This is a genomic window from Vibrio sp. Isolate22 (genome assembly GCF_022398115.1).
Classification (GTDB): domain Bacteria; phylum Pseudomonadota; class Gammaproteobacteria; order Enterobacterales; family Vibrionaceae; genus Vibrio.
Window position 1 is genome coordinate 56,970 of record NZ_JAKEUW010000012.1, and the last position, 12,732, is coordinate 69,701.

At 45.6% G+C, this 12,732-nt stretch carries 11 protein-coding genes; 5 read left to right on the forward strand and 6 right to left on the reverse strand.

Features of this window, described 5'->3' with window-relative positions; genetic code table 11:
• Positions 1 to 108: 108 nt before the first annotated feature.
• Positions 109 to 1,371: a DUF2066 domain-containing protein gene (locus tag L1D55_RS09270; protein ID WP_239917229.1), complete on the reverse strand. Its 1,263-nt coding sequence runs from the start codon at positions 1,369 to 1,371 to the stop codon at positions 109 to 111.
• A 276-nt stretch (positions 1,372 to 1,647) separates the two neighbouring features.
• On the opposite strand from L1D55_RS09270, the gene L1D55_RS09275 reads away from it, so the two are divergent.
• A complete protein-coding gene (locus L1D55_RS09275) occupies positions 1,648 to 2,886 on the forward strand; it encodes a uracil-xanthine permease family protein (protein WP_008222947.1) in 1,239 nt (412 codons plus the stop codon).
• Between the two features lie 140 nt (positions 2,887 to 3,026).
• On the opposite strand, the gene upp is transcribed toward L1D55_RS09275, so the two are convergent.
• Positions 3,027 to 3,653 (reverse strand): uracil phosphoribosyltransferase, encoded by a 627-nt coding sequence (upp, locus tag L1D55_RS09280; protein ID WP_004738627.1) that lies wholly within the window; start codon positions 3,651 to 3,653, stop codon positions 3,027 to 3,029.
• A gap of 169 nt (positions 3,654 to 3,822) precedes the next feature.
• On the opposite strand from upp, the gene purM reads away from it, so the two are divergent.
• A complete protein-coding gene (purM, locus tag L1D55_RS09285; protein WP_239917230.1) occupies positions 3,823 to 4,863 on the forward strand; it encodes a phosphoribosylformylglycinamidine cyclo-ligase in 1,041 nt (346 codons plus the stop codon).
• A gap of 132 nt (positions 4,864 to 4,995) precedes the next feature.
• Positions 4,996 to 5,670 carry a phosphoribosylglycinamide formyltransferase gene (gene purN / locus L1D55_RS09290; protein ID WP_239917231.1) on the forward strand — a complete coding sequence of 225 codons (675 nt, stop codon included), beginning with the start codon at positions 4,996 to 4,998 and terminating at the stop codon, positions 5,668 to 5,670.
• A 76-nt stretch (positions 5,671 to 5,746) separates the two neighbouring features.
• Here purN and L1D55_RS09295 read toward each other — a convergent pair whose 3' ends face one another.
• Complete coding sequence (locus L1D55_RS09295; RefSeq protein WP_063524584.1) at positions 5,747 to 6,592, reverse strand: class II glutamine amidotransferase; 846 nt, start codon at positions 6,590 to 6,592, stop codon at positions 5,747 to 5,749.
• 67 nt (positions 6,593 to 6,659) lie between these two features.
• Positions 6,660 to 7,235 carry a D-sedoheptulose 7-phosphate isomerase gene (gene lpcA / locus L1D55_RS09300; protein ID WP_004738621.1) on the reverse strand — a complete coding sequence of 192 codons (576 nt, stop codon included), beginning with the start codon at positions 7,233 to 7,235 and terminating at the stop codon, positions 6,660 to 6,662.
• A 327-nt stretch (positions 7,236 to 7,562) separates the two neighbouring features.
• Here lpcA and fadE point away from each other — a divergent pair, with 327 nt between their 5' ends.
• Complete coding sequence (gene fadE, locus L1D55_RS09305; RefSeq protein ID WP_239917232.1) at positions 7,563 to 10,028, forward strand: acyl-CoA dehydrogenase FadE; 2,466 nt, start codon at positions 7,563 to 7,565, stop codon at positions 10,026 to 10,028.
• A 128-nt stretch (positions 10,029 to 10,156) separates the two neighbouring features.
• Here the strand turns inward: fadE and L1D55_RS09310 are convergent, their stop codons facing one another.
• Complete coding sequence (locus L1D55_RS09310) at positions 10,157 to 11,404, reverse strand: TIGR03503 family protein (protein ID WP_239917233.1); 1,248 nt, start codon at positions 11,402 to 11,404, stop codon at positions 10,157 to 10,159.
• 9 nt (positions 11,405 to 11,413) lie between these two features.
• A complete protein-coding gene (gene dnaQ, locus L1D55_RS09315; RefSeq protein ID WP_239917234.1) occupies positions 11,414 to 12,181 on the reverse strand; it encodes a DNA polymerase III subunit epsilon in 768 nt (255 codons plus the stop codon).
• Positions 12,182 to 12,237: 56 nt separating this feature from the next.
• Between dnaQ and rnhA the strand changes: the two genes are divergently transcribed.
• Entirely contained in the window at positions 12,238 to 12,702 is a 465-nt protein-coding gene (gene rnhA / locus L1D55_RS09320) for a ribonuclease HI (protein WP_239917235.1), read from the forward strand.
• The last annotated feature ends 30 nt before the right edge of the window (positions 12,703 to 12,732 follow it).

The following is a 12,732-nucleotide window of genomic DNA, read 5'->3' on the forward strand; positions in this document are numbered from 1 at the left end:
ACAATTAGCGAACAAACAAAAAGCCCTGCCAGATTTCTCTAGCAGGGCTTTCCTTTAATTATCTTCGTCTACTTACTTTTCGTATAGACGATGAATGTCAGCAATTGCCTAACTGCGGTTCCACTCATACACCAAGCTAGGTTTCGCATGCTGAGGAGTAACCTCTTCTAGCGCTTCGCTACCCGCATCTTCTGAGTTAGCATCCGAGGCAGCTAGCGTATCATCACCAACAACTTCATTACCTTTGATCACTTGAACATCAGTATCTGCGTCAGTTGCTGTTACTTCAGTATCAACGGGAGCTGTTGAATCATCGCCTACAGACATAGTGTTGTCTTGTGTTTCAAATTCAGGGCTTACTTCTGGTTCGATGTAAGACTCTTCAACCTTCACAACTTGGCGAATACTTGCCACTTCTTGCTCAAACTCTTGTTGAGTCGACAGCAAGTGAATACGGAACGTCACTTCGTTGTTTTGAATCTTAAGAATATCTAGGCTAGCAACCGAATTTAGACGCTTAAGTGCATTCTCTAACTGGAAGAAGTCTTGAGCATTATTAAGGCTAATAAACTGAGTTAGAATCGACTCTGATGACTCACTCGCCACCGTCACCGCGCTTTTACCCGCGTAGTAGTTACTGATTTGGTCAACTAGCTTCTTAGAAGCCGTTGCACTGTTACCCGATACTGAACCTGTGATTGGTGCAGTTGGCGCGCTAGTCAATTGGCTTGGTTTTTGGTCGTACAGCGTCCAACGCAATCCTGAAGATTGAGCTTTAATCACTAACACTGCATCTACCGGGTAGCGTTGACTTGCTCGACTGATCGGTGAAACAAAGCTGCCCCACAAATCTGAGGTCGCGATACCAGTGATATCGTCGAAGTCACCGACAGGCAGAGTCAGAGGTAAACCACGATCTTTTGCACTAGCTTGCATCTGAGCAGCAAGTGGTGAGTTCGAGTGCTCCCACACAATGTTCTTATCGAAGCTGTCTTCTTCCACTAGCCAAACCAAGATGTTTGAGCGAGTTTCAGGCCAGTACGGCAGTTGCGCTTGAGTCAGTAGAGAACGGATTTGAGCGCCATTAAAACGCATGCGCAATGTTGATTGGTCATTGCGCTCACCAAAACTCATTTGAGACATGTACTGCGCACTCTTACGCATCGCCTTTTGGATGGTCTCATTTGAAGCAACGTCAGTTTGGCCAGTCGCACGTATCAATACCTGCTCCATACCGGTATTTCTTGCCACTTGTTCTGGTTGTTTGTCTTCGGCGTTAATCGCAACTTCAGCACTAAAGATATCGACTTTAGTTAAGGCGTAACTCGGGAAGGCTAATAGTCCCATCAACAACAATGCTATGTAGCGCATATTGATCCTAATATTCAAAGCTTGTGCCTTGATGATAAGCAACTATGGATTAAGGGGCAAGGTCGTTAGCGCCCACTGTGTTTAATAACCACAAAATATCACCTGACCATGATAAAGCGCTAACTTATAAACCGAATTTTCGGACCTTATTCGATATAAAACATCACTATGATAAATAAATTTGATCTATTTTGTGTAGCAATCGATTGCTAAGTGATAGAATCGCGCGAATTTTATTTTTCACTTTTCATATAACGACCAATCTAAGGGCATATCATGAAAAATGCATTGCAAGGTGCACAAATGCTGTTTGTAGCTTTTGGTGCGCTTGTTCTCGTGCCGCTACTGACAGGACTTGATCCCAACGTTGCACTCTTTGGCGCAGGTATCGGTACCCTTTTATTCCAACTTATTACACGCCGTTCAGTGCCAATCTTCTTAGCGTCTTCTTTTGCATTCATTGCTCCTATCATGTTTGGTATCCAAACTTGGGGTATCGGCGCAACTATGGGTGGCCTAATGGCAGCAGGTGTTGTGTATGTATTAATGGGTGCCCTTATCAAAGTGAGAGGCGTTGGCTTCATCCATAAGCTACTTCCGCCTGTGGTTGTTGGCCCTGTGATCATGGTGATTGGTTTGGGCTTGGCACCAGTTGCGGTCAATATGGCGCTAGGTAAGACAGGCGATGGCGCCGTTCAACTGGTCGATGCAGACGCAGCACTTTGGATCTCATCAGTTTCACTACTAGTTACCGTCATCATCAGCGTATTCTCGAAGGGTTTCCTAAAGCTATTACCTATCTTTGGCGGGATTATCGCAGGTTACATTACGAGTCTATTCTATGGCGCAGTCGACTTTGCACCCGTAGCGCAAGCATCTTGGTTAGCACTACCAAACTTCACTATGCCTGAGTTCAACATAAACGCTATCTTCTTCATGGTGTTCGTCGCGATTGCACCTGCCGTTGAACACGTAGGTGACATGCTTGCGATTTCTAATGTGACGGGTAAAGACTACCTTAAGAAACCAGGCCTACATCGCACAATCACAGGCGACGGTGTAGCGACCATTGCAGCTTCTATGTTGGGCGCTCCGCCAAACACAACCTACAGTGAAGTAACTGGCGCAGTAATGCTAACAAAAGCATTTAACCCGGTGATCATGACTTGGGCTGCAGTAACAGCCATAGTTCTTGCATTGGTTGGTAAACTGGGTGCGCTTCTACAAACTATTCCAGTTCCGGTAATGGGCGGCATCATGATTCTTCTGTTTGGCTCTATTGCAACAGTCGGCTTGAACACGCTTATCAAAAACAACGTTGACCTGCACAAATCACGTAACCTTGTAATTGTTGGTATTACCCTAGTATTCGGTATTGGTGGTATGGCGTTTGGCATCGGCGATTTCAGCCTACAGGGCGTAAGCTTGTGCGGTATCGTGGCGATTCTACTTAACCTAGTCCTTCCTGAAGAGTTAGGCGACAACACTGTAGTAGACAAAGCTCAAATCGACTAATGGTTGAACCTGGTTAGATTCCACAAAATTTAAGATCAAAAAAGGGAGAGCATCGAATGCTCTCCCTTTTTTATTAGCACGGATAATTAAGTCAATTCAGAAGTTTGAAACAGCCGAATCCACTTAACCTATAAACCGAATTACTTAGTACCGAAGATTTTATCACCAGCATCGCCAAGACCAGGAACAATGTAGCCCTTGTCGTTTAGCTTCTCATCGATTGCAGCAGTGTAAAGCTCAACATCTGGGTGTGCTTTTTCTAGAGCCGCGATACCTTCTGGAGCCGCTACAAGCACAAGAATCTTAAAGTGCTTACAACCTTTCTCTTTCATTAGGTCGATAGTCGCGATCATAGAACCACCTGTTGCAAGCATTGGGTCTACCACTAGAGCAATACGCTCATCGATGTTAGATGCAAGCTTGTTGAAGTATGGTACTGGCTCAAGTGTTTCTTCGTCACGGTAGATACCAACAACGCTGATACGTGCACTTGGGATGTGCTCTAGAACACCGTCCATCATGCCTAGACCAGCACGTAGGATTGGCACTACTGTTACTTTCTTACCTTTAATTTGGTCAACTTCAACTGGGCCGTCCCAACCATTAATAGTTACACGCTCAGTTTCAAAGTCTGATGTCGCTTCGTATGTTAGAAGGCTACCCACTTCTGTCGCTAGCTCACGAAAACGCTTAGTGCTAATCTCACCTTCACGCATCAGGCCAATTTTATGTTTTACTAGCGGGTGTTTCACTTCAACAACTTTCATTTCCAACTCCGGCAATATTTAAACAAACCTGTAGATTATACACGAACTCTGTGGTTATTTCAGAATCTTTATTCTAATAAAAAAAACCACGCAAACGTTTGCTCTTCATATTCAAGCCCTGTTAGAATAGCGCCGTTTTCACATCCAACTTAAGTTCGAGGACTATCCCGTGAGTGGTAATACTTCTTCTCTAAGCTACAAAGACGCTGGTGTTGATATCGACGCAGGTAATGCACTAGTAGACCGTATTAAAGGTGCAGTAAAACGCACTCGTCGCCCTGAAGTAATGGGCGGTATTGGTGGCTTTGGCGCCCTATGTGAACTTCCAACGAAATACAAAGAACCAGTACTTGTTTCAGGTACTGATGGTGTTGGTACTAAACTTCGCCTTGCTTTGGATCTGAAAAAACACGACACCATTGGTATCGACCTAGTGGCAATGTGTGTGAACGACCTAATCGTTCAAGGTGGTGAGCCTCTATTCTTCCTAGACTACTACGCAACAGGTAAGCTAGATGTAGATACAGCTGCAGACGTTGTTTCTGGCATCGCTGAAGGTTGTATTCAAGCTGGTTGTGCACTAATCGGTGGTGAAACCGCTGAAATGCCAGGCATGTACGAAGGCGACGACTACGATGTTGCTGGCTTCTGTGTTGGTGTAGTAGAAAAAGCTGACATCATCGACGGTACTAAAGTAGCTGCTGGCGACGCACTTATCGCTGTTGGCTCAAGTGGCCCACACTCAAATGGTTACTCTCTAATTCGTAAAGTACTGGAAGTGTCTGGTGCAGATAAGAACGAAGAGCTAGAAGGTCGCACTATCGGAGAACACCTACTAGAACCAACTAAGATTTACATCAAGTCAGCACTTAAGATGATCGCAGAGCATGACATCCATGCTATCTCGCACATCACTGGTGGTGGTTTCTGGGAAAACATCCCACGCGTACTTCCTGAAGGTACTAAAGCAGTGATTGATGGTAAGAGCTGGGAATGGCCTGCTATCTTCAACTGGCTACAAGAGAAAGGCAACGTGGAAACATTTGAAATGTACCGCACTTTCAACTGTGGTGTAGGCCTTGTGGTTGCTCTACCTAAAGACCAAGCAGCCGCTGCTGTTGAACTACTGAAAGCTGAAGGCGAAAACGCTTGGGTTATCGGTGAGATCGCGAACGCTGAAGCTGGCGAAGAGCAAGTTGAAATCAACTAAGTGAGCACTTCACTTACTTAGTTAATCAATGAGGACCTAATGGTCCTCATTTTGCTATTTGGCCCGCAGAAAACCTTAGTTTATGTAGGTAAATTGTAAACAGTTCAATTAATCAATCATATGACCCACTTTATGAAAAACAATCACTCTCAGAAAACCACTCAGTCTCAGAAAAATATCGTTGTGTTAGTTTCAGGAAGCGGCAGTAACTTGCAGGCGATCTTAGATGCTTGCGATAGCAATATGATTGATGCTTCAGTCAAAGCTGTCTTCTCAAACAAGGCAGAAGCATTCGGCTTAGAACGAGCAAAAAATGCTGGCGTCGATGCACGCTCAGTGAACCCAAAAGATTTCGGCTCGCGTGAAGAGTTTGATCATGAACTGATGATTCAGATCGACGCCTATCAACCAGACTTAATCGTACTGGCAGGCTATATGCGTATTTTGAGTTCAGAATTTGTTCGTCATTACGCAGGGAAAATGGTCAATATCCACCCTTCTCTACTGCCTAAATACCCGGGTTTACATACCCACCAGCGTGCAATTGATGCAAAAGACAAAGAACACGGCACAAGTGTGCACTTTGTAACAGAAGAGCTCGACGGTGGTCCTGTTATCTTACAAGCCAAAGTTCCTGTGTTTGAGGACGATGATGCCGAGCTGCTAGCGGGGCGAGTACTCACTCAAGAGCACGCAATCTATCCGATGGTTTGTAAGTGGTTCGCAGAAGACCGTTTATCTATGGTTGATGGACAAGCGGTGTTAGACGGAAAAGTGCTAAGCAAACACGGTTACGCAGAAGAGTAGTATCGAAAATACAAAAAGGCCGTTAACTGACAAGTGCAGTTAACGGCCTTTTTTATCGAATCAAGTAATGAGACGTTTAGCTTAATGGTTCCGTAGGCGCTTGGCTTGCGACCTTTTTAGGAGCATAAGCGACATCTTCCAGCTCTTTGTGATTATTGCCAATCAATTCACCTGAATGGAACAAGGCGTATTCACCCGGCTTCATTCTAAACCACTCTTCATTACCAGTTAGAGGTTGAGTAGCCACTACCGTCACCACATCATTCGGTGTGGTTTCTTCTTGGAAGTTAATCTCGACGTCTTCATCGATCAAGCTCGCGTTACCAAAAGGCGCGCGTCTCGTAATCCAGTACAAGTGGTTGGTACAGTATGTCATTACGTACTCACCATCGCTCAACAACATGTTGAAAACGCCTTTCTCTCGTAGCTTGTCGCAACACTCTGCAACGAAGCGGAACATGCCTTCCATGTCTTGTGGTGGTTCAGGAAAACGCTCTTCCAGTTGCTTAAGTAACCAACAAAATGAACGTTCGCTGTCAGTCTCACCAACCGGTCTAAAACGCCCACTCACTAAGTCATCGTAATCTGATAGTTGGCCATTGTGAGCAAAGGTCCAGTATCGTCCCCAAAGCTCACGAGTGAAAGGGTGTGTATTCTCTAGATTAACACCACCACGGTTGGCTTGACGGATGTGGCTGACAACAGCTTGGCTTTTAATTGGGTAGTTTTGAACCAATTCAGCGATCTTAGATTCACAGCTAGGGTTAGGATCTTTAAAGGTACGAAAGCCTTTACCCTCATAAAAGGTAATCCCCCAACCATCACGATGTGGGCCAGTATTGCCACCGCGCTGCATAAGACCAGTGAAGCTAAAACAAATATCCGTTGGCACATTCGCGCTCATACCGAGCAATTCACACATGGTTTAATCTACTCCCTATTAAAACCAATAGAGCCACAAACCTAGGCTCTATATGTCTGTAAAACTGTTATTCCATCTCTTTTTCGACAAGCTGAATCACAATATGGATGATTTTAATGTGAATCTCTTGAATACGGTCTGCGTAACCAAAATGTGGTACACGGATTTCAATGTCCGCGCAACCTGCCATTTTACCGCCATCTTTACCAGTCAGAGCGATAGTCTTCATGCCTTTCGCTTGAGCTGCTTCAATGGCCTTTAGGATGTTGCCTGAGTTACCGGACGTTGATAGACCGAATAGCACATCGCCTTTACGGCCAACCGCTTCTACATAACGAGAAAATACGTGGTCGTAGCCGAAGTCATTACTCACACAAGATAAGTGGCTAGGGTCTGAAATCGCAATACCAGCGTAGCCTGGGCGGTTTTCACGGTATCGGCCAGTCAGCTCTTCTGCGAAGTGCATTGCATCACAGTGTGAGCCACCGTTACCACAAGAAAGCACTTTACCTTCCTGTTTGAATGAGTCAGCAATCATTTTTGCCGCTGCTTCAATTTGAGCAATATTATGATCATCACTCAAAAACTTGTTAAGAACGTCAGCAGCTTCGTTCAATTCACTTTTGATTAGGTCTTGGTACATAAGGCTTATCTCTTATTTTTATGACGCAGCTTAGCGTGCGCGATATGAGAGCTGAGGTTTTTCCCCTCTTTTACCTGAGTTTACCCACAAACATGAAATAGTGTCGACAGTTAAGCCCAAAGATTGCCACCTTAATTAGTCAGTCATCGCCAATTCGTCCAAATAATCGCCACCAACCTCTCACAATTAGAATTTTAACTCTACTCAGATCACTTTTTATTCAACTTTGAGTTTTACAAATATTTAATATTTTGTTTACACTTAACTGGTTAGACCTCTTACCTAAAACTTAATAACAATAAGTGATCTCTGAAAAGGAAATCGATCATGAATATATTGCTCTCCCTACTCAGCATGACAGCTATCTTAGGTGTCTGTCTCTACCACAGAGTTAGCTTGGTACGCGCATTAATCGCACTAACTAGCGCAATGGTAGCTTTAACACTATTTGGCGACGTAGCGGTTACTGGCTGGCTTTGTTACCTATTAGCGGTTGCTATTTTTGCTGTACCAGCCATTCGACAAACTCTCATCAGCCAAAAAGCACTTTCTGTATTTAAGAAAGTACTGCCGGCGATGTCTCAGACAGAAAAAGAAGCACTGGAAGCCGGTACTGTTTGGTGGGAAGCAGAGTTATTCAAAGGCAAACCTGAGTGGAATAAACTACAGAACATCGCTGACCCAAAACTATCTGAAGCGGAACAAGCATTCCTCGACGGCCCGGTAAACACAGTGTGTGAAATGGTCAATGATTACCAAGTCACTCATGAGCTTGCTGATTTACCACCAGAAGTGTGGCAGTACCTGAAAGACCACAAGTTCTTCGCGATGATCATCAAGAAAAAATATGGTGGCTTAGAATTCTCAGCTTACGCTCAGTCTTTGGTTCTACAAAAACTAACGGGCGTATCTAGCGTACTGTCATCAACCGTTGGTGTACCTAACTCATTAGGCCCTGGTGAGCTGCTGCAACACTACGGCACAGAAGAGCAAAGAAACCACTATCTTCCTCGCTTGGCTGAAGGTAAAGAGATCCCTTGTTTTGCTCTAACTAGCCCAGAAGCAGGTTCTGATGCTGGCTCAATCCCAGATTACGGTGTGGTTTGTAAAGGCGAATGGCAAGGTGAAGAAGTTCTTGGTATGCGCCTGACTTGGAACAAACGCTACATCACTCTGGCACCGGTTGCGACCGTACTGGGTTTGGCCTTTAAACTGCGCGATCCAGAAGGCTTACTGGGCGACCAGCAAGATCTTGGTATCACCTGTGCGCTTATCCCAACCGATTTGAAAGGCGTGGAGATTGGCAACCGCCACTTCCCGCTGAACGTTCCTTTCCAAAACGGTCCAACGCGAGGTGACGATATTTTCGTCCCAATCGATTTCATCATTGGTGGTCAGAAAATGGCGGGCCAAGGTTGGAGAATGCTGGTTGAATGTCTGTCAGTGGGCCGTGGTATCACACTGCCATCAAACTCAACCGGTGGTATCAAAACAGCAGCACTTGCGACTGGCGCTTACGCTCGTATTCGTCGCCAATTTAAGCAACCCATTGGTCGCATGGAAGGCGTCGAAGAGCCACTAGCACGCCTAGGTGGTAATGCTTATGTCATGGATGCTGCAAGTAACCTAACCGTTGCAGGTATCGATCTGGGTGAAAAGCCTTCAGTTATCTCAGCAATCGTTAAGTATCACTGTACGCACCGTGGTCAACGCAGCATCATCGATGCAATGGACATCGTAGGTGGTAAGGGTATTTGCTTGGGTCCATCGAACTTCCTAGCTCGTGGCTACCAAGGTTCACCTATCGCGATTACCGTTGAAGGCGCAAACATCCTGACTCGTTCAATGATCATCTACGGTCAAGGTGCGATTCGTTGTCACCCTTACGTTCTTAATGAAATGGAAGCAGCATACTCAGAAAGCAGCGATGCGCTTGATAAGTTTGATTCAGCGTTAGCAGGACACGTTAGCTTTACGCTAAGTAACCTAGTGCGTAGTTTGTGGTTTGGTTTAACTGATGGCCGTGGTTCGGACACACCAACGCCAGCCAATAGCACCGATAAACAGACAAAACGCTACTACCAACAGCTGAACCGTTACAGTGCTAACCTAGCGCTACTGTCTGACATTTCAATGGCTGTATTAGGCGGCTCACTGAAACGTAGAGAGCGTCTATCTGCTCGTCTAGGTGATATCCTGAGTCAACTTTACCTTGGTTCTGCAACACTAAAACGCTTTGAGAGCGAAGGCAGCAATGCTGAAGATCTACCGTTAGTACACTGGGGTATGCAAGACAGCTTGCGTCAAACTGAAGTGGCAATTGATGAGTTCTTAGCAAACTTCCCTAACCCAGTGGTTGGACGCCTTCTACGTGTTGTATTGATGCCATTTGGCCGTATTCGCCGCGCACCAAACGACAAACTGGATAGCAAAGTTGCACACATCCTACAAACACCGAGTGCAACACGCTCACGTATCGGCCGTGGTCAATACTTAGCGGATACTCAATACAACGCGGTAGGTAAGATTGAGAAAGCACTGGAGGTTATTCTTCAAGCTGAGCCTCTGTTCGACAAAGTCTGTAAAGAGACACATCAAAAGCGCGCCTTCCTACGACTGGATTTGGTCGCTCAATTAGGTCTTGAGAAAGGCATTCTGACTGAGAAAGAAGCGGCACTGTTAGAGAGTGCAGAGCAACATCGACTGTACACCATCAATGTTGATGACTTCTCACCAGAGGAGCTAGCAGCAAAGCCACAGTATCCAGACCAATCGATTGATAACGTAGCTTAGATTTTGCTTTAGAAACAAAAACGGGACTCATTGGAGTCCCGTTTTTTTTGTTCAAAATATAGATGCTTGTATGTGAGCCAAGTCAGGGATTAAGTAGCTCTCTTAAATCACCTCAATCACGTAGGGAGTTACTTGGGTGCCTTAAGTTGCATCTCTGGTTGAGCTCTTTTCTTAGCGGTCACTTTGCGAACCACAAACCAAATCAGTAAGCCCAGAAGAATCGCAACCACATTACCAACCCCAATAATGATCATACTGCGCTTTCTATCTTCTTCTCGCTTCTTCAGTATCATCATTTCAGTGGCAATTCGCTTCTGCTCCGCTAATGCCTCTTCTTGCAAGCGGCGGGATTCCGCTAAGTCAATATCTTGAACCACACTGTAAGAGTGCTCAGTAATAGGAAACGTCAGTGGGCGCTGGCTAGAAGCATCGGTGGCATACACCATTCCCGACCAGTTATAAATCCCAAGATCACCATTGTAAGGGATCTCCAAAGGCACCTTCATCGCATCGACATCCGCTTGGCCTTGCTTATACATCACATACTCATCTGGTGCTTTATGCTCAACGTGCACCGCTAACGAACTCGGCGCTATCATGCCTTGCTCGCCAGAGACCACGATTGTATGAGGTAAGCCTTCTTTACGAGATTGAATAAAGGTAGTGGTGATAGGTGTTGGGTAAACTAAGACTTCCTGCTCTTGCGCTCGCAAAAATACACCGTTACCGGAAGTGATGCGCGCGCGGTATTTACCCGGCTCTATATCGATAGGTAAAGATACCGTGAAGACGCCGTCCCCTGCTTTTTCATCAAGATCAACGCCATCGTCAGCGAATTCACCCATCACAACTGGGACTGGACGCGCTTCTCTCACTAAAGATTCTTCGTTTTCGACAAACTTAGTAAACGTCACCTTGAGCTTCACTCGATCAAGGAAATCACGCAGTACCAAGGGCTTGCCGTCAGAGGTGAGACGGGCGGTGAATTTAATACGCTCAGTCTGGTACAGCTTGTCTGGAAATTCATTCGCATCCAAAACAAGGTGAGACAGTAGCTTGATATTGTTCTTAGGAGAGACCTTGCCTACCGCTTGCCATGGGCCCGGCATCGGCTTATCAATAGAGACAATGTCCATTGAAGATTCTTCATACCAACGGACATTATCAGCGTTACGCCAAGAGTAGTATTTCTTACCGTCAGGACGAACTAAGACGACAGGTTTAGAGTTATCGGCTCGATAAATTATAAAGGTAATTTGTTCTATGCTGGGATCAACTCGGAATCGGTTGTCCAATAAACTCATTACGGATTCTGTTGCCGCGTGCAAGCTAAAGCTTAACAGCAGCAAATAACCGGTAGCCAATACCCTTAACATACTTTCTCCCTACTGACGCCAGAGGCAGCTTCCGCTTTTCTCGACGAGATCTAAACGACTTTGATGCGCTTCTACTTCATCGGCCGTTGCTCGTAAAACCTTTAGGGATTTTCGACCACTTTCTACTCTTCGGATACTTTCTACGCCGCCTTCTTGCTGACCAGCGTTAAATTGCAGTGACGTTTGTCCACCCGTCATCAATAGGTAGACGTCGGCTAGGATCTCCGCATCGAGCAAAGCGCCGTGGAGTGTACGGTGCGAGTTATCGATGCCATAACGTTCACATAAGATATCTAGGTTGTTTCTTTTACCCGGGAATATCTTTTTCGCCATGTCCAGGGTATCGGTAACTTTACAGTAATCGTCTGTCTTACCGATCGTAGGATCCAGTTTCTCAAACTCGTAGTCCATGAAGCCAGTATCGAAGGGCGCGTTGTGTGCCACCAGCTCAGCGCCTTTGATGAAGTCGAGAAACTCTTTATGGATGTCTTGGTATTCAGGCTTATCAACCAAGAATTCATCAGTGATACCGTGAACGCCAATCGCCTCTTCTTGAATAGCGCGATCTGGCTTAATGTAAACGTGGAAGTGGCGTCCAGTTAACTTACGGTTGATGATCTCTACGGCACCGATCTCTACGATGCGGTGACCCATGTAGTGAGGACCACCTTCGGTATTCATACCGGTTGTTTCGGTATCGAGTACGACGATACGCTTGTTTTCATTCGAACTGCTTTTTTCGTTCGCGGTTTGTTCTGGAGTGCTACTGGTATTCATAAGGATAACTGTGTCAGACTATGCCGATAATGTGCTTGAGGTAATAGTATCAAATCATGACGAAACAAGTTGAAATTTTCACTGACGGTTCTTGTTTAGGCAATCCAGGACCTGGCGGCTATGGCATCGTACTTCGCTACAAAGAAGTCGAAAAGACGTTGGCAGAAGGTTTTACCCTAACAACCAATAACCGTATGGAAATGCTCGCTGCTGTTGTAGCACTACAAACCCTCAAAGAGCCTTGCTCGGTGATTCTGACTACCGATAGCCAATATGTTCGTCAAGGCATTACGCAGTGGATACATAACTGGAAAAAGCGCGACTGGAAAACCGCCGACAAAAAACCGGTAAAAAATGCCGATCTTTGGCAAAAACTCGATAAAGAGACAGCACGTCACACTGTCGATTGGCGTTGGGTGAAAGGACACGCAGGTCACCGAGAAAATGAAATGTGCGATGAGCTGGCGCGTACCGCCGCAGAAAACCCAACCCAAGAAGACACAGGCTATCAGCCAAGCTGATATTGGGAGTGGATAAAGATATCCGATAGC